The 23,919-nt window shown below is 59.5% G+C and carries 22 protein-coding genes; 12 read left to right on the top strand and 10 right to left on the bottom strand.

All coding sequences use genetic code 11. The annotated features are described in order from the left end of the window. The first annotated feature begins 72 nt into the window (after positions 1-72). The 12 genes from H6650_12160 to H6650_12105 all read left to right on the top strand — a co-directional run bounded on the left by H6650_12160 (position 73) and on the right by H6650_12105 (position 14,666). Positions 73-807: an aquaporin family protein gene (locus H6650_12160; protein MCB8952759.1), complete on the top strand. Its 735-nt coding sequence runs from the start codon at positions 73-75 to the stop codon at positions 805-807. A 130-nt stretch (positions 808-937) separates the two neighbouring features. Beyond that, positions 938-2,011 carry a dihydroxyacetone kinase subunit DhaK gene (gene dhaK / locus H6650_12155; GenBank protein ID MCB8952758.1) on the top strand — a complete coding sequence of 358 codons (1,074 nt, stop codon included), beginning with the start codon at positions 938-940 and terminating at the stop codon, positions 2,009-2,011. Between the two features lie 54 nt (positions 2,012-2,065). Further along, a complete protein-coding gene (gene dhaL / locus H6650_12150) occupies positions 2,066-2,701 on the top strand; it encodes a dihydroxyacetone kinase ADP-binding subunit DhaL (protein ID MCB8952757.1) in 636 nt (211 codons plus the stop codon). A gap of 31 nt (positions 2,702-2,732) precedes the next feature. Then, on the top strand, positions 2,733-4,238 hold the full coding sequence (gene glpK, locus H6650_12145) for a glycerol kinase GlpK (protein ID MCB8952756.1): 1,506 nt from the start codon (positions 2,733-2,735) through the stop codon (positions 4,236-4,238). Between the two features lie 56 nt (positions 4,239-4,294). Next, positions 4,295-5,464 (top strand): FAD-dependent oxidoreductase, encoded by a 1,170-nt coding sequence (locus H6650_12140; GenBank protein ID MCB8952755.1) that lies wholly within the window; start codon positions 4,295-4,297, stop codon positions 5,462-5,464. Between the two features lie 105 nt (positions 5,465-5,569). Continuing rightward, positions 5,570-6,301: a succinate dehydrogenase/fumarate reductase iron-sulfur subunit gene (locus H6650_12135; GenBank protein MCB8952754.1), complete on the top strand. Its 732-nt coding sequence runs from the start codon at positions 5,570-5,572 to the stop codon at positions 6,299-6,301. Positions 6,302-6,352: 51 nt separating this feature from the next. Then, the gene (gene sdhC / locus H6650_12130) at positions 6,353-6,757 is read left to right on the top strand and encodes a succinate dehydrogenase, cytochrome b556 subunit (protein MCB8952753.1); all 405 of its coding nucleotides are present in this window, start codon (positions 6,353-6,355) and stop codon (positions 6,755-6,757) included. A 50-nt stretch (positions 6,758-6,807) separates the two neighbouring features. Continuing rightward, positions 6,808-7,194, top strand: a complete 387-nt coding sequence (locus H6650_12125; protein MCB8952752.1) for a hypothetical protein — start codon at positions 6,808-6,810, stop codon at positions 7,192-7,194. A 24-nt stretch (positions 7,195-7,218) separates the two neighbouring features. Continuing rightward, positions 7,219-7,797 (top strand): methyltransferase domain-containing protein, encoded by a 579-nt coding sequence (locus H6650_12120; protein ID MCB8952751.1) that lies wholly within the window; start codon positions 7,219-7,221, stop codon positions 7,795-7,797. 31 nt (positions 7,798-7,828) lie between these two features. After that, the gene (ptsP, locus tag H6650_12115) at positions 7,829-10,336 is read left to right on the top strand and encodes a phosphoenolpyruvate--protein phosphotransferase (GenBank protein ID MCB8952750.1); all 2,508 of its coding nucleotides are present in this window, start codon (positions 7,829-7,831) and stop codon (positions 10,334-10,336) included. 633 nt (positions 10,337-10,969) lie between these two features. Beyond that, entirely contained in the window at positions 10,970-12,793 is a 1,824-nt protein-coding gene (locus H6650_12110) for an ABC transporter ATP-binding protein (protein ID MCB8952749.1), read from the top strand. Between the two features lie 10 nt (positions 12,794-12,803). Continuing rightward, positions 12,804-14,666, top strand: a complete 1,863-nt coding sequence (locus tag H6650_12105) for an ABC transporter ATP-binding protein (protein MCB8952748.1) — start codon at positions 12,804-12,806, stop codon at positions 14,664-14,666. Positions 14,667-14,837: 171 nt separating this feature from the next. Here the strand turns inward: H6650_12105 and H6650_12100 are convergent, their stop codons facing one another. The 10 genes from H6650_12100 to H6650_12055 all read right to left on the bottom strand — a co-directional run bounded on the left by H6650_12100 (position 14,838) and on the right by H6650_12055 (position 23,075). Further along, complete coding sequence (locus H6650_12100; GenBank protein ID MCB8952747.1) at positions 14,838-15,503, bottom strand: response regulator transcription factor; 666 nt, start codon at positions 15,501-15,503, stop codon at positions 14,838-14,840. A 339-nt stretch (positions 15,504-15,842) separates the two neighbouring features. After that, a complete protein-coding gene (locus tag H6650_12095; protein ID MCB8952746.1) occupies positions 15,843-16,904 on the bottom strand; it encodes a hypothetical protein in 1,062 nt (353 codons plus the stop codon). An 88-nt stretch (positions 16,905-16,992) separates the two neighbouring features. Then, complete coding sequence (locus tag H6650_12090; protein ID MCB8952745.1) at positions 16,993-17,562, bottom strand: hypothetical protein; 570 nt, start codon at positions 17,560-17,562, stop codon at positions 16,993-16,995. A 362-nt stretch (positions 17,563-17,924) separates the two neighbouring features. Beyond that, positions 17,925-18,740: a metallophosphoesterase gene (locus H6650_12085; protein ID MCB8952744.1), complete on the bottom strand. Its 816-nt coding sequence runs from the start codon at positions 18,738-18,740 to the stop codon at positions 17,925-17,927. Positions 18,741-19,036: 296 nt separating this feature from the next. Continuing rightward, positions 19,037-19,246 (bottom strand): hypothetical protein, encoded by a 210-nt coding sequence (locus tag H6650_12080; protein ID MCB8952743.1) that lies wholly within the window; start codon positions 19,244-19,246, stop codon positions 19,037-19,039. Between the two features lie 13 nt (positions 19,247-19,259). Continuing rightward, a complete protein-coding gene (locus H6650_12075) occupies positions 19,260-19,472 on the bottom strand; it encodes a hypothetical protein (GenBank protein MCB8952742.1) in 213 nt (70 codons plus the stop codon). 249 nt (positions 19,473-19,721) lie between these two features. After that, positions 19,722-19,835, bottom strand: coding sequence for an SUMF1/EgtB/PvdO family nonheme iron enzyme (locus tag H6650_12070; GenBank protein ID MCB8952741.1), 114 nt, complete (start codon positions 19,833-19,835; stop codon positions 19,722-19,724). 31 nt (positions 19,836-19,866) lie between these two features. Beyond that, a complete protein-coding gene (gene avd, locus H6650_12065; GenBank protein ID MCB8952740.1) occupies positions 19,867-20,232 on the bottom strand; it encodes a diversity-generating retroelement protein Avd in 366 nt (121 codons plus the stop codon). Beyond that, positions 20,186-21,307, bottom strand: a complete 1,122-nt coding sequence (locus H6650_12060) for an RNA-dependent DNA polymerase (protein MCB8952739.1) — start codon at positions 21,305-21,307, stop codon at positions 20,186-20,188. The genes avd and H6650_12060 overlap by 47 nt, the downstream gene beginning before the upstream one ends. 133 nt (positions 21,308-21,440) lie before the next feature. Beyond that, positions 21,441-23,075 carry a formylglycine-generating enzyme family protein gene (locus H6650_12055; protein MCB8952738.1) on the bottom strand — a complete coding sequence of 545 codons (1,635 nt, stop codon included), beginning with the start codon at positions 23,073-23,075 and terminating at the stop codon, positions 21,441-21,443. Positions 23,076-23,919 lie beyond the last annotated feature (844 nt).

Here is a 23,919-nt window from a genome sequence, read left to right as displayed (position 1 = left end):
GTTTGAAATGGGTCCAATCTCCAGAGGGCGTTAGTAGTTACAATCAAACAACAACACAAAGAGAGGGAAAAAATGGCTAGTCCGTTTTTAGGCGAATTGTTCGGCACAATGTTTCTGATCATTTTGGGTGACGGCGTGGTGGCCGCTGTTTTGCTCAACAAATCGAAGGCGCAAAACGCGGGTTGGATCGTGATTACCACAGGGTGGGCCTTCGCCGTCATGGTTGGCGTTTTTGTATCCGGCGCGTTTGGCAGCACGGCAGCGCACATCAATCCGGCAGTAACGATTGGTTTCGCCGTCGCCGGGACCTTCCCGTGGGCGGATGTCCCCGTTTACATCCTCGCGCAACTCATTGGCGCTTTCCTCGGCGGCGTCATCGTCTGGTTGGCTTATCTGCCACACTGGGCGGAAACGAAGGATCAAGGGGCCAAGTTGGGTGTTTTCTGTACCGGCCCGGCTATTCGCAACATGGTTTCCAACAACATCACGGAAATCATTGGTACGATGGTGTTGGTTTTGGGCGTGGCTTCGATCTTCGCGGAAAACGGCATGGCACAAAGCGGCATTCCCGCTTCTGGTCTTGGTCCCTTCCTGGTAGGCGCGCTGGTGTGGGGCATTGGCCTCTCGCTCGGCGGTCCCACGGGCTATGCGATTAACCCGGCTCGTGACTTGGGTCCGCGTATTGCGCACTTCCTCCTGCCTATTGCCGGCAAAGGCGATTCCGACTGGGGATATAGTTGGATTCCCGTGGTCGCCCCCATCATCGGCGGCATCCTGGCGGGACTTGTCATCAGCATCGTATTGTAAGGGGTGCGTGGCGAGTGGTGAGTGGCGAGTGGCGAGTGGCGAGTTTGCCCACAAACCCGCAAACTCACGGACTCGCAAACCCGCAAACTCGCAAACTCGCGGACTCGCCCACTCCCGGAGGCAATCTCACATGAAGAAATTAATCAACGCGGTTGAAGATGTTGTCAAAGAGCAGTTGGAAGGTATGGCCGTGGCGCATCCCGACATGCTGCAGGTTCATTTTGAGCCAAATTACGTCTGCCGCGCCGATGCGCCCGTTGCCGGCAAAGTCGCCATCATCTCCGGCGGTGGCAGCGGGCACGAACCCATGCACGGTGGGTTCGTGGGCATGGGCATGCTCCATGCCGCCTGTCCGGGCGAAGTCTTCACCTCCCCCACTCCGGACCAGATGTACGAAGCGGCGAAGACCGTGGACGGCGGCGCCGGCGTCCTCTTCATCGTCAAGAACTACACAGGTGACGTTCTCAACTTTGAAACAGCGGCGGAACTGGCCTATGCCGACGGCATTCAGGTACAAAGCATCCTCATCGACGACGACGTGGCCGTGAAGGACAGCCTGTACACGGCAGGTCGCCGCGGCGTGGGCACGACCGTGCTGGCGGAAAAGATCGTGGGCGCGGCTGCCGAAGCCGGCTACAACCTGGAGCAGTGCGCCGACCTGTGCCGCAAGGTGAACCAGTATGGGCGCAGCATGGGCATGGCGTTGACGTCCTGCACCGTGCCCGCCGCGGGCAAGCCAACATTCGACCTGGGTGACGACGAAATGGAAATCGGCATTGGCATCCACGGTGAACCAGGGCAAAAGCGGATGAAAATGGTGACAGCGGACAAGATCACGGAAATGATGGCCCTGGAGATCATCAACGACCATGCGTATACGCGAACGGTGCGAGAATGGGATAACGATGCCGGCGATTGGGAAGAGAAAGAACTCGTCGACACCCCCTTCCAGGCCGGCGACAACGTCATTGCCTTCGTCAACAGCATGGGCGGCACGCCCGTCTCCGAACTGTACGCCATCTATCGCAAGCTGGCCCAGGTCTGCGCCGACAAAGGCATCACCATCGTACGCAACCTGGTCGGCCCCTACATCACGTCCCTGGAAATGCAAGGTTTTTCCATCACCCTGTTGAAGGCGGACGACGAAATCCTTACGTTCTGGGATGCGCCCGTCAACACGCCTGGCCTGCGCTGGGGCATCTGAATTCCAGATTGGTCCAATCGTTAAGATTGGACCAATCTTTTTTAGGAAGACGATATGGTCGTAACCAAAGTCCAAATCGTGCAGTGGCTGGAAAACCTGGCGGCTGTGCTATTTGAAAACAAAGAGTATCTGACCCAGTTGGACTCCGCCATTGGCGATGCGGACCACGGCATCAACATGGCCCGCGGCTTCACCAAAGTGTTGGAAAAACTGCCGGGCGTGGCCGACAAAGACATCGGAAATGTTCTAAAAACGGTGGGCATGACATTGATTTCCAGTGTCGGCGGAGCCAGTGGCCCCCTGTACGGTACCTTCTTTATGCGCAGCGGCATGGCCGTGGGCGCAAAAGAGGAACTGAACGGCGAAGATCTGTACGAACTATTCAAAAAGGGCGTCGATGGTATCGTGCAGCGGGGCCGCCCACAATTGGAAGACAAAACGATGTTTGACACCTGGTCGCCCGCGTTGGTGGCGATGCGCCAGGCACTGGACAACAACAAGGCGCTTATTCCCGCATTAGAACAGGCAGTCACGGCGGCCAATGCCGGCATGCTCAGTACCATCCCCCTGCAAGCGCGCAAAGGCCGCGCCAGCTACCTGGGCGAGCGTAGCATCGGACATCAAGACCCCGGTGCAACCTCATCCTACCTGATGTTAAAAGCATTGCTGGACACCCTCCAAACAGCCTGAATCCGGCTGTTCCTCCCAAGGAGACAATCACATGGCTAAATATGTTGCCGCAGTAGACCAGGGTACAACCAGTACCCGGTGTATGATCTTCAACCATGCTGGTGAACCCGTCGGCGTCCACCAGCTCGAACACGAACAAATCTACCCCAAGCCCGGTTGGGTCGAACATGATCCCATGGAAATCTGGGCGCGCACGCAAGACGTGATCAAAGGGGCCATGAAAAATGCCGGCGCCACCGCCGCGGACATCGCCGCCGTCGGCGTCACCAACCAGCGCGAAACCACCGTTGTCTGGAACAAAAACACGGGCAAACCGTACTACAACGCCATCGTCTGGCAGGACACGCGCACCGACAAAATCTGCAATGCCCTCGCCGAAGATGGGGGCCAGGACCGCTTCCGCTCCCACGTCGGCCTCCCCCTGGCAACCTACTTCTCCGGGCCAAAAGTGCGCTGGATTCTGGACAACGTCGCCGGCGTGCGCGAGGCCGCCGAGCGCGGCGAAGCGATTTTTGGCAATATCGACACCTGGGTCATCTGGAACCTGACCGGCGGCGTCACTGGCGGTGCGCACGTAACGGACGTGAGCAATGGCAGCCGCACCATGCTCATGAACCTGTACACGCTGGATTGGGATGCGGACATCGCCGCCACAATGGGCGTCCCCCTGGCGATGCTGCCCGCCGTGCGCTCCTCCTCCGAAGTGTATGGCTACACCACGGAAGGGGGACCTTTTGGCGGGCGTATTCCCGTCAGTGGCGACCTGGGCGACCAACAGGCGGCCACCGTGGGGCAGGCGTGCTTCAGCCCCGGCGAAGCGAAAAACACGTATGGCACGGGCTGCTTCATGCTCATGAACACGGGCACGGAAGTGGTGCCGTCGAATAGCGGTTTGCTGACGACACTGTGCTACAAGTTCGGCAACGAGCCGGCCGTGTACGCGCTGGAAGGGTCCATCGCCATCACGGGCGCGTTGGTGCAATGGCTGCGAGACAACCTGAAGCTGATTGACAACTCCCGCGATGTGGAGACGCTGGCGCAGACGGTGGAAGATAATGGCGGGATTTATTTCGTGCCGGCATTTTCCGGCCTCTTTGCTCCCTATTGGCGTTCCGATGCCCGCGGGGCCATCGTGGGCATGACCCGCTACGTCAACCGCGGCCACTTCGCCCGCGCCACCCTGGAAGCCACCGCCTACCAGACCCGCGAAGTCCTCGACGCCATGAACATGGACTCCGGCGTGGAACTCACCGCCCTCAAAGTAGATGGCGGCATGGTCCACAACAACCTGCTCATGCAGTTCCAGGCGGACGTCCTCGGCGTGCCCGTCATCCGGCCCAAAGTCGCCGAAACCACGGCCCTGGGCGCAGCCTATGCCGCCGGTCTCGCCGTCGGCTTCTGGAAGAACACCGACGAAATGCGCGCCAACTGGGGCATGGACAAAACCTGGCAGCCCAATGCCGGCAGCCACGCCAGCACCGCCATGTACAAAGAATGGAAAAAAGCGGTCACCCGCACCTTTGACTGGGTTGAGTAATCACATAATACCTTCCCGGAAGCTCCAAAGCTTCCGGGAAGGTTTCGGGAGTAATCATGGACAGGTTTCATGCGCTCGTTATTGGCGGCGGTGGCACAGGAGCCGCCGTTGCCCACGACCTGACGCTGCGCGGCCTGCAAGTCACCCTGGTCGAACGCGGCGAACTCACCTCCGGCACCACGGGGCGTCACCACGGTCTGCTACACAGCGGCGCCCGCTACGCCGTCAAAGACCAGGAATCCGCCATCGAATGTATCGAGGAAAACACCATCCTGCGCCGCATCGCCCCGGGCACGTTTGAAGAAAACGATGGCCTCTTTGTCGCCATTAGCGACGAAGACCTGGCATACAGCCACGCATTCATCGAAGGCTGCCAGGAATGCGGCATCCCCGTGCGGCGGCTCACCCGCGAACAAACCCTGCGACTCGAACCCAACCTGAACCCCAACCTGAAGATGGCCGTCCAGGTTCCCGACGCCACCATGGACGCCATGCGTATGCCGCTGCGCTTCTTCGCCACCGCCCAACACAACGGCGCCGTCATCAAGCCGTTCACCGAGGTCGTTGACTTCATCAAATACGGCCACAACGTCACCGGCGCGCGCGTTCATGACCTCACCAACGGCCAGGAATACGACATCAAGGCGGACATCATCATCAACGCCGGCGGCCCCTGGAGCGGCAAAATCGCCCACATGGTGGACGTAGACGTGCCCATCCGCCCCTCGCCCGGCGTGATGCTGGCCTTGCGCGGGCGTCTTTGCAACATGGTCGTCAACCGGCTGCACACCTCCGGCGACGGCGACATCGTCGTGCCGCAGCGGGGGCTTTCCGTGGTGGGGACCAGTTCCTGGGTCGTGGACGACCCGGACGATCTGGGCGTGCCGGAAGAGCATGTGCAGTTGATGGTCGAAAAAGGGGCGGAGTTGATCCCAATGGTGAAAACGGCCCCCTTCCGTGGGGTCTGGTCGGCGGCGCGCCCCCTCATTGGTCCGCGTGGCGAGGACAGCGGACGAGAGTTGAGCCGTACCTTCAAATGCTTTGATCACCAGGACGAGGGCGCGGAAGGATTCGTGACGATTACGGGCGGCAAAGCGACCACGCTGCGCGGCATGGCGGAAGCCGCGTCGAATGTGGTTTGCCAGAAGTTGGGCGTGGACGCCCCATGTCGCACACGCGAAGTGGTGCTGCTGCCACACACCGCGTATTACAGGCATTCCCCATGAATGGGGTTCTTCACCATGAATGAAAACGATGAACCGTCGTAGCCCGATTTTCCAAATCGGGCGGGCGATTTGGAAAATCGCCCTACATTTTCCCAGGAGGCAAGTTTGATGGCCGAAGTGGAAAGAGCGTTCCGCGTGTTCCGCTACAAGCAGGGGCAATCCGCGCCTACCTACCAGACATTTACGACAAAGGTAGGGCCACGCACAACGGTGTTGGAGGCGCTGCAAGAGATTCGGCGCACGCAGGATCGCACGTTGATTTTGCGCCACTCTTGCCACCACGCTTCCTGCGGGACGTGTGGGATGCGGGTGAATGGGCAGGAGGTGCTGGCCTGCGTGACGAATGTGCTGGATTTGGGCACGGAGACGGTGCTGGTGGAGCCGATCCGCAATATCCCGCTGGTGGCGGACCTGGTGGTGGATATGGGGGCGTTTTATGAGCGGTACGGCGATGCCGGCATGGCCTACATCCGCCAGAGTGAATTCCAACCCGAAGCCGAGCTTCCTGCCGGCATCGCCCAATACACCCGCTACGAAAACTGCCTCGAATGCGGCCTCTGCGTCTCCGCCTGCCCCATCATGGGCAGCAGCGCCGACTACTATGGCCCCGCCGCCCTCGCTGCCGCCTGGCGTGTCGTCGCCGAACCACGCGGGCAAAACCCCCAGGTCATCCTTGATTGGGTGGACAACGAAAGCGGCTGCTGGCGCTGCCACGTCGCCTACGAATGCACCGAAGTCTGCCCCTCCGAGGTTGATCCCGGCGGCGCCATCATGTCCCTGCGCCGCAAACTCACCGGGCGCAAATTCCGCCGCCTGCTCCGTTTGCCAGATGCTTAGATTGGTCCAATCTTGAAGATTGGACCAATCTTTCCGCGGAGGAAACCCACCGTGCAAAACGTACAAACTACCGAAGAAACCATTCGTCCCAGGCAGCCACTGCGGGCCTGGTTTGACGTGCGCCGCCGCCGCCTCGGGTCGTGGGCATTTGCCATCAACCGCCTCACCGGATTAGGGCTGGTCCTCTACCTCTTCCTGCACCTGGCTGTGTTGAGTACCCTGCTCCAGGGCGAAGCTGGCTGGGACCGGTTTCTGCAACTGGCGCGCAGCCCGCTGTTCCTGCTGCTGGACGTCGTCCTCATCTTCGGCATCCTTTTTCATGGACTGAACGGCATTCGCGTGGCCCTGGTGGGCATGGGCGTCGGCGCGCGTAGCCACCGCGCCCTGTTCGTCACCCTGATGATCATCGGCTTCATCCTCCTCGTCATCAGCGCCTGGAAAGTCTTCACCTTGTGATACAAAAACCCGGTTTCTTGCAGAGACCGGGTTTTTATCCGGAGGAAAAAATGCAAAACGCCATCACCGGCCAGGCCGCCAGAGACCGACAGCAGCGCAGCCGCGCGGGCGCTTTGTGGCTGGTGCAGGCCATTTCCGGCCTGCTGCTGGTTTTGCTGCTGGGGCTGCACATGGTCGCGCACCATTTCGTCGCCGCCGGTGGCCTGCGCAATTTTCAGGAAGTGTTGGCCTACGTCTCTAATCCCGCGATTTTCTTCATTGAAGTCGTTTTTCTGGTATTCGTGACCACTCACGCCATGCTGGGGCTGCGCGCCGTCGTGCGTGACCTGGGCTTAAGCCCGTCCGCCGCCCGCGCCATCGATTGGGTGCTGGCGCTGGTGGGCGCGGGGGCGCTGGCTTATGGCTTGTGGCTGGCCGTCGCCATCCAACGGCTGTAGCCGTCATGGGAACGGGAAATCGGGATGAACGAGCGGGATTGGGAGCGCATGTGGTCTCCCTACGACGAGGCCACATATGAGCAAGCGACGGCGTGGATCGCGCCAGATGATGTGGTATTGGACATCGGGGCGGGCGATTTGCGCCTGGCGCGCCGTCTGGCGGCGCGGGCGCGGCGTGTGTACGCCATCGAAATTGAGCCGACGTTATTAACGCAGGGGCAGATGAGCGCGGCAGGTGGAATGCCGGCAAATATGCGGTTGATAGCCGGCGACGCTCGTGTTTTCCCCTTCCCCGTGGACGTGACTGCCGGCGTGTTGTTGATGCGACACTGCCGGCATTTTCACCTCTACGCCCGCAAACTACAACAAACCGGCTGCCGCACCCTCATCACCAATGCCCGTTGGCGGTTGGGCGTGGAACGGATTGACTTACAGCAGGCGCGCCCACCTTGCGCCCACCTCCCCTACGGCTGGTACGCCTGCCTTTGCGGCGCGGTTGGTTTCATCCCCGGTCCGGCGGACGCCCTCACCTGGGCCGATCTAGACCTCATTCACGAAGTTAGCGACTGTCCCGAATGCCGGCATCTGCGCACAACTACCTGACGCCGGCCCCGGGCGCACCACAAAGGAACACATGGTCGGCATCGTAATCGTCTCCCACAGCGCCCAACTGGCCCGCGGCGTGCAAGAACTCATGGATCAGATGACACAAGGGCGCGTCCGCGTCGCCATTGCCGGCGGCATGGACGACCCCGAAAACCCCATCGGCACGGACGCCATGAAAGTCATTGCCGCCATTGAAAGCGTCTTCGACGAAGCCGGCGTCGTCGTCCTCATGGACCTGGGCAGCGCCCTCCTCAGCGCCGAAACCGCGCTCGACTTCCTCGACCCCGCCCAACGCGACCGCGTACATCTATGCGAGGCCCCCCTCGTCGAGGGAGCCATCGCCGCCGCCGTGCAAGCCGCCGTCGGCAGCAGCGCCGCCCAGGTCATGGCCGAAGCCCGCGGCGCGCTCACCGCCAAAAGGCAGCAACTTGGCATTGCCGCCCCCGCCGTCGCCGCACCGCCCCCCACCCCCTCCCCCACCGGCGCGGCCCTAAGCCAGACCTTCACCATCCGCAATGCGTTGGGGCTGCACGCCCGGCCCGCGGCCCAATTCGTCGCTGCCGCCAACCGCTTCCCCGCCAGCCTCACCGTGCGCAAGGGAGCGCGGCAGGCCAACGCCAAGAGCATCAATCAGGTGGCGACGCTGGGCGTGCGCCAGGGGGATGAGATACTTGTGGAGGCACAAGGAGACGGGGCGGAGGTGGCGCTGGCGGCGCTGGCGGCGCTGGTGGCCGCTAATTTTGGCGAGTCGGAGACGGCGCCGGTCATTTTGCCGGCATCTGCGAAGCAGCAAGGGGTCGTGGGAGAAAATGCCGGCATCTGGACCGGCATCCCCGCCGCGCCCGGCGTGGCCGTAGGCCCCGTGCAGCAATATCGCCCCACCCTGCCCCCCGTCGTCGCCCGCGCCATCAGCGACGTAGACGCCGAATGGCAGCGGCTACAAAAGGCCATCACCGCCGCCGCCGCCGAGTTGACGGGCGTGGAAACCGCCGCCGCCGCCCAGGTGGGGCGGGAAGAAGCCGCCATTTTCGCCGCCCATCGCCTCTTCCTGCTCGACCCCGCGCTGCAAGAGGCGGCGCGCGACCATTTGCAAACGCGGCGGGTCAACGCGGAATCGGCCTGGGAACAGGCCATGCAGGAAATGGCGGAAACGTATCGCCAGATGGACGACGCCTACATGCAGGCGCGCGCGGCGGACGTGTTGGACGCGGGCGCGCGCGTGCTGCGGCAGTTGCTGGGCGTGGAAATGCGCCCGCTCACCCTCGCCAACCCCGCCATCCTCGTCGCCCGCGACCTGACGCCTTCCGACACGGCGCAGCTTGACCCGGACCGGGTGCTGGGTATCTGCACGGAGTCGGGCGGGGCCACCTCGCACAGCGCCATCCTCGCCCGCGCCCTGAACATCCCCGCCATCGTCGGCCTGGGGCCGCGGCTGGCGACGCTGGCGGATGGGCAAACCATCGGTCTGGACGGCGCCGCGGGGCAGGTTTGGGCGCAGCCAGACGCGGAAACGCAGGCGCGGCTGGCGCAGCAGCGGGCGGCATGGCAGGCGGCACAGCAGCAGGCGCGCGCCACCGCGCAGGGGCCGGCCATCACCCAGGATGGACGACGCATCGAAGTGGCCGCGAACATTGGCGGACCGCACGACGCCCCCCTGGCGCGTGAATACGGCGCGGAGGGGGTGGGTCTGTTCCGCACCGAGTTTCTCTTCCTGGATCGGGAGACGGCCCCCGGCGAAGCGGAGCAGTTCGCCGCGTACCAGGCGGTGGGGCAGGCCATGGGCGACTGCGCCGTGATCGTGCGCACGCTGGACGTGGGCGGCGACAAACCGCTGCCCTACCTGGACCTGGGGGCGGAGGAGAACCCGTTCCTCGGCTGGCGCGGCATTCGCTTCTGCCTGGATCGGCCGCAGGTGTTCATGCCGCAGCTACGGGCTATTTTGCGGGCGAGCGCGGGGGCGCGGCTGAAGCTGATGTTCCCTATGGTGGGGACGGTGACGGAGGTGCGGGCGGCGAAGCAGATGCTGGCGGAGGCGCGGGCGGAGCTGCGGGCGGCGGGGGAGTCATTTGCCGCGGATATGGAGGTGGGGGTGATGATTGAAGTGCCGGCAGCGGTGGCGGCGGCGGACCAACTGGCGCGGGAAGTAGACTTTTTTAGCATTGGCACGAATGATTTGACGCAGTATACGATGGCGGCGGATCGGGGAAATGCGAAGGTGGCGCACCTGGCGCAGGCTTTGCAGCCGGCGGTGTTGCGCTTGATTGATCAGACGGTGCGGGCGGGGCATGATGCCGGCATTTGGGTGGGGATGTGTGGTGAACTTGCCGGCAATCCCCTGGCCACTCCCCTCCTCGTCGGGCTGGGGCTGGACGAACTGAGCATGAGCGCCCCCGCCATCCCCGCCGTCAAAGCCGCCGTCCGCCGCCTCACCCTGTCCCAGGCCCGCCAGATCGCCGCCCACGCCCTCCAACTGGACACCGCCGACGCCGTCCGCGCCTACCTGGAAAGCGTCCGCCTATCCTTTGCGACCATCTAAAAACGTCACTGCCAGGCCAGATTGGATCCATTTTCTCCCGCGTGAAATTGCTCCAATCTCCAGAGAGCGTTAGCCGTTATCTCCAAGAATCACCCCATCTTGCGGAGAACCAAACTCTAGACGCACACGTCGCCAGAGTCAGAAGCGTCCGGGACTCGTTTCCGGCAAAGGCGCCAGGTTGCGCCGCTGCCATTTATGAGTCCTTGATAAGCGAACTCGGGTCCACTTGCACAATCCCGCGAACCTGCTATACTCATACATGGCTCCCCCCCCAGAGGTGGTACATCTGACGCCCGTCAGGTGTCCACCTCATTTTTTTTGTAGCTTCCCCAGGCGCGGCGCACTCACAAAGCGCACCGCGCCTTTTTTATTCCTTGCGGCAGCGCCATAATCTGACTATCATCCCCTCTGAAAATGATCTTCCCGGAAGCTTCATCACGGATGCTGGCCCTGGGTAACAGCTTCCGGGAAGATATCGTCATTCATGGCGGCGCGGCCGCGCCTTGCTCCCACGCATTCACGACCACTTGTAACTACTAACGCTCTCTGGAGATTGGACCAATTTCACGCGCTCAATGACTCTTTTCGCCAGAGAAAATTGGTCCAATCTGGCTTAGCAGTTACGATCACTTTATGACTACATCATCCGTTACGCCCGTTTCCCTCAAGGGACAGACAGACGCGGGTCGCATCCTGCGCCGCGGATTCAGCTATTTGCGCCCCTATTGGCGGTTGACAACAGGCGCATACGTGGCGATGGTGTTTATTAACGCCCTCAACCTGCTTGTGCCGCAATTCATTCGCTGGATTGTGGACCGGGGCATCGATGGCGGGGATATGCGGCTGCTCTCCTGGTCCGTTTTCGGGCTGCTGGGGTTGACGTTTGGGAAGGGGGTGGTGAGCTATTGGCAGGGGCGGTGGACGGAGATCGCTTCGCAAGGGGTGGCTTACGATTTGCGCAACGCCATTCACGACAAACTGGCGGCTCTCTCTTTTTCCTACCATGACCGCACGGAAACTGGGCAGCTTCTCTCCCGTTCGGTGCAGGATGTGGAGCGCATCCGTTTTCTCACGGGGCGGGCGCTGCTGCGGTTGGTGGAAGGCGCGGTGCTGCTTATTGGCACGGCGGTGGTGCTGGCCTTGATGAACTGGCGGCTGGCGCTGTTGTCGCTGCTGGCGATGCCGCTGCTGGCGTATCGGGCGCTGCAATTTGGCCGGCATTTTCGCCCCCTCTCTCTCGCCATTCAACAACAACTGGCCGTCGTTACCACCCGCCTGGAGCAGAACCTGCGCGGGGCGCGCATCGTGAAGGCGTTTGCCCAGGAACCGGCGGAAGTGGCGGCGTTCGCGGCGCAGAATCGCCACTGGTTTGATCTGGAAGCGCGCTCGGCCCGCTTGCAGGCGCTCAACATTCCCCTGATGGACCTGATCGCCAACATCGCCACGGTCGTCGTCATCTGGTATGGGGGCATTCTGGCGACTCGGGGGACGCTGACGCTGGGGGAGTTGGTGGCTTTTTCCACGTATCTGGGACAGTTGATTGCGCCTGTGCGACGGTTGGGGATGATTGTGCCGGCATTAGCCATGGCCGCCGCCTCTGGTGAACGCATCTTTGAAATCCTGGACGCCAGCTCCGAAGTCGCCGACGTCCCCGATGCCGCGCCCATGCCCCCCGTGCGCGGTCAGGTGCAATTCGAAAACGTCTCCTTCGCCTACTTCCGCGGCCACAAGGTCCTGGACAACATCAGCTTCACCGCCGCGCCCGGACAGGTGATCGCCCTCTTGGGGACGACCGGATCGGGCAAATCCACCATCATCAACCTCATCCCCCGCTTCTACGACCCCACCGCCGGGCGCATCCTCATCGACGGCCACGACATTCGCCAGGTCAGACTCGCCTCCCTGCGCGACCAGATCGGCATCGTGCTGCAAGAAAGCACCCTCTTCGCCGCCAGCGTGCGCGAAAACATCGCCTTTGGCCGCCCCGACGCCGACGAGGCAGCCATCATCGCCGCCGCCCGCGCCGCCCAGGCCCACGACTTCATCATGGAAATGCCCGACGGCTATGAGACGCGCGTGGGAGAGCAAGGCTCAACCCTTTCCGGCGGGCAGCGGCAGCGTCTGGCGATTGCCCGCGCCCTGCTAAAAGACCCGCGCATCCTCATTCTTGACGATGCGACTTCCAGCGTGGACACGGAGACGGAGCAGCTAATCCAACTGGCCTTGCAACGGCTGATGCGACCTGAGGGTGGGGTGGCGCGCACCTCTTTTGTGATCGCGCAGCGCCTCAGCACGGTGCGCATGGCGGATGTGATCCTGGTATTGGAGAAGGGGCGTATCGCCGCTGCCGGCACGCACCACACCCTGCTGCAAACCTCCCCCCTTTACGCCGACATTTACTACCGCCAGCTTCGCCCCAGCAGCGAGCTATCGGCAAATGGACGGATGATCCCGTGAAGGACGCCCTATGAGCTTTTCCATTGGTTCCACCGGCGCCAACATGGGGCCGCGCGGCGCGCTGGAGCGATTTGGCGAAGAAGTTGACGAACGCGCCATTGATTGGCGCACCACCGGCTGGCGCGTGATCGTTCGCCTGCTGGCCTACCTGCGTCCCTACTGGCGACGCATGTCCGCGGCCTTCGTCTTCATGCTCATCGCCTCCGCTCTCACCCTGGCCACGCCGTATCTGGTGAAGGTGTCCATTGACCAGTACATCACGGCGGGGGACGCGCCCGGACTGACGCGCATTGCCCTGCTGCTGGCGGGCGCCTTCCTGGGCATTTACGCCGCCACCGCCGCGCAGCGATATTTGCTCTCCTGGGTGGGACAGCGCGTGCTGGCGACGCTGCGCTTGCAGTTGTTCCAGCATTTGCAGGACCTCTCGCTGGGCTACCACGACGAACACATCATCGGCGTCACCATTTCCCACGTCATCAACGATGTTTCCGTGATCAACGAACTGTTGTCACAAGGACTGATCACCCTTATTGGCGACATGCTGGTGCTGCTGGGCATCATCGGCGTGATGCTGTCCATGAGTCCGCGGCTGGCGCTGATCTCTTTCAGCGTGCTGCCGCTGATGGTGCTGGTCACGTACCTGTTTGCGCGGCGGGCGCAGGTGGCGTTTCGGCGCACGCGGCAGCGCATTGCCGCCGTAGTGGGGGAACTGGCGGAGGATATTTCCGGGATGCGCGTGATTCAGGCGTTCGCGCAGGAGGGGGCTTCGCGGGAACGGTTCGATGCGGTGAATCGGGCGAACCGGGATGCTTATGTGGAGGCGATGTCGTTGTCGTTCGTGTTTTTGCCGGCAGTGGAGTTCCTCGGTATGTTAGCGACGGCGATTGTCCTCTGGTTTGGCGGGCGCGCCGTCGCCGCCGACGAACTGACCCTCGGCGTCGTCGTCGCCTTCCTCGCCTACGTCACCCGCTTCTTCCAGCCCATCCAGGAACTCAGCCAGCTTTACACCACGCTGCAAGCGGCCATCGCCGGCGGGGAAGAGGTGCTGCGGCTCCTGGATACGTCCCCCGCCGTGCAAGACGCGCCCGACGCCATCCCCATGCCACCCATCCGCGGCGAAATCAGGCTGCGCGATGTCTCCTTCGCCTACCGCGCCGACGAACCCGTCCTCTCGCACATCGATTTGTACATCCAACCCGGCCAGATGGTGGCCCTGGTGGGGCCGACCGGCGCCGGCAAATCCTCGATAGCCAATCTGGTGGCCCGATTCTACGAGGTGACGGAAGGGGAAGTGCTGATTGACGGGTTGGACGTGCGCCAGGTGCGGCAGCAATCGTTGCGGGGGCAAATGGGGCTGGTTCCGCAGGAGCCGTTCCTGTTCACGGGCACGGTGGCGGACAACATTCGTTTTGGTCGCCCGGATGTGGACGACGTGGCGGTGGAGGACGCCGCCCGGCTGGCCAACGCCCACGACTTCATCCTGGCTTTGCCCCAGGGCTACCAGACGCCTATCCTGGAGGGGGGTGTCAACCTCTCCATTGGGCAGCGGCAGCTCATCTGCATCGCCCGCGCCGTGCTGGCCGACCCGCGCGTTTTGATTCTGGACGAGGCCACGGCCAGCGTGGACACGGTGACGGAGGCGTTGATTCAGGAGGCGCTGGCGCGGCTGTTGCGGCCCGAAACGGGCGCGGCGCGCACGTCCATCGTCATCGCCCACCGGTTGAGTACGATTCGGGATGCGGATGTGATTTGCGTGGTGCAGGCGGGGCGGATTGTGGCCCGGGGGCGGCACGAGGAACTGCTGCAGCAAGGAGGCTTATACCGCCAATTGTATGAGCGGCAGTTCCTGCGCCGCGCGGATGATGTTTCCTAGCCCGGTATTAGTCGTCTAGCCGGTCATTCAACCAGCGAATCTGACCCCGCCAGGAAACGGAGTCGTTTCCGTTAGCAACTGCTCCAAAGATTTTTGGCAGTCGAGACAGATTCCAGTCGTATTGGTGGGCCAGGATGATGCCGGCATGATGAATCAAGCTCCGAGCGTGGTTTATGCTTCAAACAGGGTAGCGCCGCCGGAGACGATTTCACGCTCATACCAGAGCGCGGCTTCGGTGCGGGAGGAAACGCCCAACTTGCGCAAAATACGGCTGAGGTGATTGCTTGCCGTTTTTCGCTCTATTCGCAGGGCGTCCGCGATATTCTGGTCGGTCTTTCCCAAAACGACCAGCGCGAGGACTTCCCGTTCCCGTGTTGTCAGGCTTTGCCACCGACAACCCACTTCGGAGTGCCAACGGTTGACTCTGTTTTGCTGCTCAGGATTGAAGGACATCTCTCCTTGAGATGCCTGACGCACGGCGGATACGATTGTCTCTGGCGATTCTTCTTTGAGGAGGTAGCCAGATGCGCCTGCTTCCCACATGTTGGCCAGGTAGGCGTCATCGTTGTGGGCGGTAAAAACCAGGACAGATGTCTCTGGGTGCTGTTCTCGTATCCAGTTTATGATTTCGATGGGGGGTGGGCCTGGCATGCTCAGGTCCAGGAGGAGGACATCGGGCCGATATTGGGCGGTGAGTTGTTTTGCCTCGATTCCGTTTTTGGCTTCGGCGATGATCTGGATGTCTGGGACGTGATTGAAGATTGTGTAAATGCCGGCACGCACCACCGGATGATCATCAGCCAACAATACGCGAATGCCCGGAGAATCTTCAAGCATAAAAAGCTCCCTTTAGTGGCTGCCCGCAATTAAATTAGCGGAAATGTGCGGGCAGCTTGTCAGTAACCGCCCGTAAAAAGCGTGAAGTTGTTTTCGGGCGGTTACTTAGTACCGGCTTATACGACGCCATTACGGCAGCCCCATTGCATGTTATTGCCAACGCCGTGACCGCGATCTCCCAAGAATAATAGAAAAAAGGGCGAAAATGCCCAAGTGGAGCAACAGGGACGCCGGAAACTCACACAAACTTCTCACAAGCGCGCGGCGGAGAAGCGTCGCCCCACCCCAGCACCTTCCCCCCAAATAGCCCCTTGCCCTCAAGCCCAACTTTCCCGAAAACTATGGCAATAATCCCGAGGTATCCACGGCAATGCGGAAATCGCTTAACACAAAAGCAGCCCGCACCTCCTTGTTTAATATCGAGCGGTAGGGATCAAAGATATACACGACTTGTAGTTGATTTACCCCCGGTTCACTAACCAACTGCTGACTGGTGGGTATGACAATCTCTTCCCCTGGTTCCAGACGAACCACGGTTACATCCTGGTTTTGGATCGGGACCTGGTGGAAGTTGTAGAACATCATCAGGGCATAATCAGCCCCCATTTCCCCCTGTAAGTTGGATACCCAGAGATGATAATTGAATGTCTCACCCGGTTTGGCCTCGGTCACGTAAAGCTGCCGCTTACTTGGATGAACGTCTTCACGGGTCGTATAGGTGGCGAACGCCGCATTCAAACCCAAATCTATGCCATCTGGCACTAATTCTCCGTGCAATGGCGCGGGTAATTGCCGGCCCAATTCGTTGCTATCCCCCACGAGTACAATCGCCCGTCGGCCTACCCCCTTGTTGGCCGTACTCATACGATATTGATGATCGAGCGTTCCGTTATACGGGTCCACAAAGGCAAAAACGATCACCTCATGTATTCCTGGTTGGGGGATATCCAGTTCAATGGGAATCTCCAGATCGCTCCCTGGCGGAACGACCACCTCATGTAGTAGTCCCTTTTGCCCGTCCAGTTCAAATGCCACCTGCTCAAAATCCACGAGCATGGTAATCAAGAAGGTTTCTTCTTTCTCGGACTTCAGTATCAAATAGGGATCAAACGCCTCCCCAACCGACAGGTTTATCTCACTCGTCTGTGAACGCTCGTCAGGTGGCAAATGGCGTTCCTCAGGCCAGACATAACCAATCGCCTGCCCTCTGGTCGGTGACCATTCAGGAGCCAACCGGCTCATATCGGATAGTTCCCCGTGTACGACAACATCAGGAATCGAAACCACGGTTCCGGTCAGATTCTCGACCAATCGTGCTGAACAAGCGTTCAGAAAAAGCAGCGAGCAAATCAAAACGGGCAAATAGTAGTTGTATGGCTGTTGTTTTTTCGTGTAGGGCATAAGAAAAGAGGGAACAACCACCAGGCAGCCAATGGCTGCCTGGTGGTTGCATTGCGTGAGGCGATTAAATCAGTCGTCACTAACCAGATCAGGCGCTATCATTCGTGGAGAAATTGGAGTCCACGTAACCCGACTTTCTGAAATGATGATCTGTTTCCGCATAGATGGTGCGGGGCAGAAGTTGGAAGAAGTTATTGGTACAAACAGCATTATAACCTGCCGTATGTTGACTGCATGTGGTCCGCCAACTTCCATCCGTTGTTATTTTCAGACGACCATCAGCCCAAATCTCATCTTCCCACAGGTCAGAATGACTATTGTGCGCCGACAGGTGGTCCCAGCCAAATTTCTTCCAATCAAAACTCCAAGACCAGGCAAGCCAGGCATCCGTGGACCCTGTACGAGTTGCCAATATTCCCGCTTCTTCCTCCGTACTTATAATGGGAGCAATAGCAATGGCGCCTGGATTAAACACTTTGTATCCGTTTTCGCCGACGATACCCCCTTCGTATGCCATGCCTACATCTGGGCGGATCACCGTTGTTTCGTTTACTTGAACACCTGAATCCTGAATCTGGTCTTTCGCCAATACAGGTAGCGCCATCATCATTGTAGCCATGATGCTCAACAACACGAGCCATTTGACCTGCGTTTTCATATTTACCTCCAGGTATATGTTGGAATCCTAAAATCCAAGTCAGAATCATCAGAAGTAATGAGGTGTACCGAAGCGAACGCCTGCTCGTTTTCGGAATGGGTATCATTCAAAGAATGATCTGACTCTAGCGGTTTTCTTGCCATCTTATAAGAACCCTTTCGGTTTGTCGTGAGGATTTATCCCTCATTTTTGGTGGCTGTCCGTGATTTGGTTGATGCCATTGCACGGATAATCACAAACAGGTCATACATGATCACTTGAAGGGTTGCGTATGCCGGCAACCCTCCTGCCAGAGAAAAGCGCGCACGACGGACGGTTTCCGCGGACAGCCACTTACCTTTCAGGGGATGGAGGCTCCTTTTCTACGGCAATATCTGGCGCAAATACCCTTCTACTCCCCGCGCTGCCTGCCATTGATGCGGATAGCCCAGCGAGACCTCGTGAAAATCGACGCCATCACGCGCGTACGTGCCGCGCATGTGCAAATGCCCATGCACCACCGCACGCACAGGGAAGCGCGTATGCCACGCTTCCGTCAGGCGGGTCCCACACCAGATGGAAAAGCGCGGGATGCGCGGCAGCCACACCAAATCCTGGCGCAAAGGGAAATGTCCCGCCAGGATAATGGGTTGGCGCGGGGGCAGGCTTTGCAGCCGCGTTTCCGTGTAGCGGCAGCGGGCGGCGCACCACGCCTGGCGTGAGGGGAACGGGTCGGGGGAGAGGAAATACTCATCCGTGCTGACGATGTTTGTTTCCGCTGCCCAGGCGATGGCTTCCGTTGCCGGCACATCGTCGGGGCGGAAGCTGTAGTCGTACAGGGTGAAGATGGGGGCGATGAGGATGTCCGCGCCGTTGGGGTTGGGCCAGGCCGCGTACGAGTCTTCGGGGGTGAGGATGCCCAGGGCGCGGCAGATGCCGACCAGGCGGTTGTACTTGAAGACGCCCCGCTGCGCGGGCGGGCTTTGTGGGTGCGCCCACAAGTCGTGGTTGCCCGGTGTCCAAAAGACGCGCGCAAACCGCCGGCTGAGGACCGTCATCGTGGCGGCAAACTGGTGTTCGCTCTCGCTCACGTCCCCGGCCACAATTAGCCAGTCATCTGTATAAGCGGGCAGCGCGCGCACCGCCTCCCAATTCGCGCCCCGGCTCACGTGCAGGTCGCTGATCGCGTACAGTTTCATCCTGATTTAACCTGGTATCTCCCCAAGATTACAAAAATCTGCGAGATTTTTGTAATCTGTACTTACTCCCCGCCGGCTCAAGTTAAGATATCCGAAATGAAGGCCAAACCAGCCACTTTCTGAAAAGCCGTGTCTGCCGAAATAAGAAACTCGAGTCTGGCGAAATCCACATATGGTGATCGGAGTCGAGGCTTTAGCCGGGTCAACCACCATATGTAGACCGGCTGAAGCCTCCACTCCAGAAACAGCAGAGTCCAGTAAGAAATACAATGAAGGCATTTGTGTCCGGCAAAACTTCAGCGCCACGCACGACGGCTTTCCTTCTGGAAAGCAAGGCCATCCTGTTCCCACTTCAGAATGCCGCTGTATTTCAGCCGGTCAAACTGAGATGCGTATAGTTTGATTAGCTCATGCAGCATTTTTTCAGCATCGCCGCCGAATTCTTGCTGCAAAAGCTCATTCACTTCTTTTTCCAACGCGCGGCCTTGAATCTGTAGGGTAATCATAGCTGTCTCGCTTTCATGGCGTCTCTTGTGCAGAGAAGTGTTGTTCGATTCTTCTTACAAGCAGGGCGTCAAGCGTGACGGAATGACCTCGTTGCGCCAGAATCGCCAACGCCTGCGCCCGACGCTTCTGTTCTGCTGCGGACATAGATGGCGCGGACTCTTCCCACAAAGCTTCGTCACTGAACCAATGCAAAGCAGCCAGCTCTTCGGCCAATTCCATCGGCATGTCTATTCAATCCTTCAGCAATCGGCACCGTCATATGAGTCAGATCCGAAACGCGACTGCTCCGGCCTTCGGTTCACCTACCAGCCGGAGCAGTCCCCTTTATCTTCGGCAAGAGTTGCCCCCTACCAGGAAAACAAGCTGGAGTACTTTCTCCCATTTGGCTCTGATTACTCACCTTTTGGAATATTCTCCTTCTGAGCAGGTAATATGCCGGCCAGCGCACTATGATGCACGGGTATAGGGCAAGGACTACTGGGCGCACCGGAACCCCACGTTGTTGTTGCGGTTCGTCGGGTTGTTGTTGTTGCGGTTGGAGGCGCGGATGTTGTTGTCGTTGTTGTTCCACGACCCGCCGCGAAGCACCTTAACGCCTGTTTCCCTACAGAAAGACCGGTCACCCGGTCACAACTGCCTTTTTCATCCAGCCACCAATCAATCGCCCTAATTCGGCGATGCGGCGGCTGCCTTCTTCATACTGCCGCGCAGTAATCAATTGCAGATGATAGCACCGCCGCAGGTAAAAACCCAACTGCGTGAGTTGCACATCCGCCTCATGCAGATAACGACCTGGCCTGTCCGCTTTGGCTGCGCGCACGATTTGTTCATAAAAGTCCAGAGCCCGGTCTTCTGTGCGGCGGGCCAACCCGAAGCGATGGTGTTTGGGGAACTGGGCCGTAATCGGCAGCAGCCAATCCAGAAACTTTTCAACACGCTCAAAAATAGGGGATTGTTTCATCATCAGAAGCAGCAGGGTGGTCAATGGGTGGGCCAATTTGCCAGGACACTTTGCTCAAAAGCAGATAACGCAAATGGTAAGTATCTCCATGCTGCACGTGGCCGATCCAACTGGCCAGCGAACGTCGCATCGCTTCAGGGGATAGTCCACCGCTGGCCATAGCTTGTCGCTGTCGGCGCAGCCGCTTTCTTGCTCGCCGCAGGCTCTCGCTTAACAGTCGGCGGTGCGTGGGGAACAGCCGAAAACCGAGAAAGGGCACGCCCTGGTCCGTAGGCATAACGTGGCATTTGCGCGGATGCAGCGTCAGCCGCAGCCCCGCCAGATAATGAGCAATCTCCCGGTGCAATTGCCACAAGGTGGCCTTATCCTGGCCAAAGAGCAAAAAATCATCCACGTAGCGCACATAACCTTGTACCTGCAGATGCTCTTTGACGAAGTGGTCCAACTCGTTGAGCAACACGTTGGCCCAAAACTGGCTGGTCAGGTTGCCAATGGGCAGGCCTTTTGCATGTTCCAGAGGAGTGAGCAACGTGTCACCCGGGAACCATTGCATCGGGTATTCATCCGACAGCACGTCTTTTCCGCTGTGAACGATTTGCTGGCATAAGGCCAAGGTCGGCTGGCAGCAAATTGTCTTGTTCAACGTTCGCAGTAAGATGGCGTGGTCTACACTGGGGAAGAATTTGAGAATATCTGCTTTCAGAACGTAGGGGAAACGCTTGATAAAGCGGTCTGCCCGGTCCAGGGCGGCATGGGTACCTTTGCCCACGCGGTTAGCATAGCTGTCATAAATGAACTTACGCTCGAACAAAGGCTGGATAACCCGGCACAAGGCGTGGTGAACGACGCGGTCCCGAAACGGAGCGGCGCTGATTTTACGCCGTTTCGGTTCGTATATGTGGAAGCTGCGATACGGACCGGGACGGTAGCTGCCGTTATTTAGCTCTTCATGCAGCCACCATAGATTGTCTTCCAGATTGAAGCTGAAAGCGTGCATATCGCCTGTTTGCTGTTTCCCTTTTCTGGCGCGTTCATAGGCTACCAACAGGTTGCTAAAGGAGGCAATTCTGGTGAGAAGATTGTCGTAGGTTTTCGGCATTTCAGAACATCTCACGCTTATTTGTTGGTCATAATACCTACCGAATGGAGGTTACCTACTCAGAAATTTTTCGCGATCGGGGGAGTCCCCCCGACCCCCCCAAACAGAAACCAGAAATCAGAATCCAGAAATTTTAGGGGGGAGAAAGATACTCCTGGGCGCACCGGAACCCCACACTGATGTCGCGGTTCGTGGGGTAGTAGTTGAAGCGGTAGGAGGCGCGGATGAGGAAGTCGTAGGAGTACCACGACCCGCCGCGAAGCACCCGATACTGGCCGCTGGCCGGCCCTGGTGGATTCCGGTTGGGACTGGATTCATAATAACGACTATCATACCAATCTGCCACCCATTCCCAAACATTGCCCGCCATATCCAGCGCCCTGTACGGACTGGCCCCTGTAGCATAACTGCCCACGCGCGTGGTGTCGCCAACGCAACTAAAGTAATTAGCCTGATCACAACTGACGTCTTCTCCCCAGGGATAAGTCCGCGCATCCGTGCCCCGCGCCGCCTTTTCCCATTCCGCTTCTGTGGGCAGACGGCGTTCCGCCCATTCACAGTAGGCATAGGCATCTTCCCAACTGACGTAAATCACCGGGTAGTCAGCATAACTGACGTCACCATAATAGCTGCTGCGGGTGTAGCTGCTGCTGTCTCCCGGCGGCTGGCAAGCAGCGGCAGCTACGCAACTGGCGTACATGCTGTTGGTTACTTCCGTCTGGTCTATCCAGTAGGCGTCCAGGGTGACGGTGTGTACAGGTTTCTCGCCGCTCCCGCCATCATTGCTGCCCATGATGAATGGGCCTGCCGGCACAAAAACCTGCACCATCCCATCCACCGTCGAAGTCATCATCGAACCAACGCCCAAAGTAGGCAACGGCGTCAGCGTTGGCGTGGGCGTGGCAGTTGGTCTGGGAGTGGACGTCCGAGACGGTTGGCGCGTGGGCGTGGCTGATGGAGGCAGGGTGGGGGGCACGGTTGCCGTTGGCGTCCTGGTGCGCGTGGGCGTGGTTGTTTCCACGGCGGCGACTTCTGCTGCTGGCGTCCCTAAAGGGGTTGTCGTGGTTCCGGACGGCGGGCCGGGAAGCAGCGCAAGCATCAACCACACAAACAAAGTGATCCCGGCTACCCCCACGGGCGACCAACGCGCCGCCTTTGGCAAGGCGCGCCAGCGTCGCCCGACGGCCTGCCATCCATCTTGAATTTGCCGGCTCAGGGGGCGCGCTAGCGTGGGGCGTGCCGGTTGCCGGGCGTGATCTGGCGCACTCCGTGGGGGCGTCTCCGCAATAGGTTTTGTCGCTGGCAGGGTCGTTTCCAACTTCCGCGCGCCTTCCGATTCATTGCCATCTGACTGCCGCGATTCTTCCCCGATGCCCCTGTTTCCTGGCACTGACAGCGCAGCGGGCGTGGATTCTAGTCCGGTAGAGAGCGGGGAAAGTGGAGGCAGACCCAATTCACGAGCGACTGCCTGGGCCGCGTTACGCAGGGTCTGGCTATGTCTGCGAGAGGTTTCGCGGTCATCGCTCACCACTAATAGAAACAGGGCTAAGGCGTTTTGTTGCTGGTCGTTCTCCCGTTCCAGTAACCAGTCTACCAGCAGATTAACGCGCTCAATGCGATTGTTCGTTTCCGGGATGCCGCTTTTCCATTGGGCAATACGCTTGTCCACGAACAGCGCCCGCAGCCGTCGATGCGCACTCAGGGCGGGGCATTTTTCTAGCGTCGTATAAATCTGGTTCAGCGTTTCCGGTTTCAGGCCCGTTGTCATTGCTTCGCCCACGAAAATGGATAGGTATGATATGCCCGAGAATATTTCAAATGCATTGCTCAGGCCGCTACCACCGTAGGACAATTTGCCAAAATTGTCCCGTTGTGGCGCAGGACAATTCAGCGAATTGTCCTACAGTAGCGGTCAAATGCGTTAATCAGGCGGCTGCCGCCGTAGGACAGGCCATAGGTGTCGTTGTGGCGCAGGACAATTCAGCGAATTGTCCTACAGTAGCGGTCAAATGCGTTAATCAGGCGGCTGCCGCCGTAGGACAATTTGCCAAAATTGTCCCATTGTGGCGCAGGACAATTCAGCGAATTGTCCTACAGTAGCGGTCAAATGCGTTAATCAGGCGGCTGCCGCCGTAGGACAATTTGCCAAAATTGTCCCGTTGTGGCGGGGACAATTCAGCGAATTGTCCTACAGTAGCGGTCAAATGCGTTAATCAGGCGGCTGCCGCCGTAGGACAATTTGCCAAAATTGTCCCGTTGTGGCGCAGGACAATTCAGCGAATTGTCCTACAGTAGCGGTCAAATGCGTTAATCAGGCGGCTGCCGCCGTAGGACAATTTGCCAAAATTGTCCCGTTGTAACTGGGGTTCAGCGGGTGTCCTACGGTGCGCAATCAGTGCGTTAATCAGGCGGTTTGCCGCCGTAGGATGGTGCCAAGGTATCCATTGTGGCTGCTGAGACAATTCAGCCATTGTCCTACAGTAGCAATCAAATGCTAATCAGGCGGCTGCCGCCGTAGGACAATTTGCCAAAATTGTCCCATTGTGGCGCAGGACAATTCAGCGAATTGTCCTACAGTAGCGGTCAAATGCGTTAATCAGGCGGCTGCCGCC

It is taken from the genome of Ardenticatenales bacterium (genome assembly GCA_020634515.1).
Taxonomy (GTDB): domain Bacteria; phylum Chloroflexota; class Anaerolineae; order Promineifilales; family Promineifilaceae; genus JAGVTM01.
The sequence above is the reverse complement of the archived record's forward strand: the minus strand, read 5'-3'. Positions and strand labels throughout refer to the sequence as shown.

Coding starts and splice junctions, on each gene's coding strand:
- H6650_12160 (MCB8952759.1), top strand. CDS start 73: ATGGCTAGTCCGTTTTTAGGCGAATTGTTCGGCACAATGTTTCTGATC.
- dhaK (MCB8952758.1), top strand. CDS start 938: ATGAAGAAATTAATCAACGCGGTTGAAGATGTTGTCAAAGAGCAGTTG.
- dhaL (MCB8952757.1), top strand. CDS start 2,066: ATGGTCGTAACCAAAGTCCAAATCGTGCAGTGGCTGGAAAACCTGGCG.
- glpK (MCB8952756.1), top strand. CDS start 2,733: ATGGCTAAATATGTTGCCGCAGTAGACCAGGGTACAACCAGTACCCGG.
- H6650_12140 (MCB8952755.1), top strand. CDS start 4,295: ATGGACAGGTTTCATGCGCTCGTTATTGGCGGCGGTGGCACAGGAGCC.
- H6650_12125 (MCB8952752.1), top strand. CDS start 6,808: ATGCAAAACGCCATCACCGGCCAGGCCGCCAGAGACCGACAGCAGCGC.
- H6650_12120 (MCB8952751.1), top strand. CDS start 7,219: ATGAACGAGCGGGATTGGGAGCGCATGTGGTCTCCCTACGACGAGGCC.
- ptsP (MCB8952750.1), top strand. CDS start 7,829: ATGGTCGGCATCGTAATCGTCTCCCACAGCGCCCAACTGGCCCGCGGC.
- H6650_12110 (MCB8952749.1), top strand. CDS start 10,970: ATGACTACATCATCCGTTACGCCCGTTTCCCTCAAGGGACAGACAGAC.
- H6650_12105 (MCB8952748.1), top strand. CDS start 12,804: ATGAGCTTTTCCATTGGTTCCACCGGCGCCAACATGGGGCCGCGCGGC.
- H6650_12100 (MCB8952747.1), bottom strand. CDS start 15,503: ATGCTTGAAGATTCTCCGGGCATTCGCGTATTGTTGGCTGATGATCAT.
- H6650_12095 (MCB8952746.1), bottom strand. CDS start 16,904: ATGCCCTACACGAAAAAACAACAGCCATACAACTACTATTTGCCCGTT.
- H6650_12090 (MCB8952745.1), bottom strand. CDS start 17,562: ATGAAAACGCAGGTCAAATGGCTCGTGTTGTTGAGCATCATGGCTACA.
- H6650_12085 (MCB8952744.1), bottom strand. CDS start 18,740: ATGAAACTGTACGCGATCAGCGACCTGCACGTGAGCCGGGGCGCGAAT.
- H6650_12080 (MCB8952743.1), bottom strand. CDS start 19,246: ATGATTACCCTACAGATTCAAGGCCGCGCGTTGGAAAAAGAAGTGAAT.
- H6650_12075 (MCB8952742.1), bottom strand. CDS start 19,472: ATGCCGATGGAATTGGCCGAAGAGCTGGCTGCTTTGCATTGGTTCAGT.
- H6650_12060 (MCB8952739.1), bottom strand. CDS start 21,307: ATGCCGAAAACCTACGACAATCTTCTCACCAGAATTGCCTCCTTTAGC.
- H6650_12055 (MCB8952738.1), bottom strand. CDS start 23,075: ATGACAACGGGCCTGAAACCGGAAACGCTGAACCAGATTTATACGACG.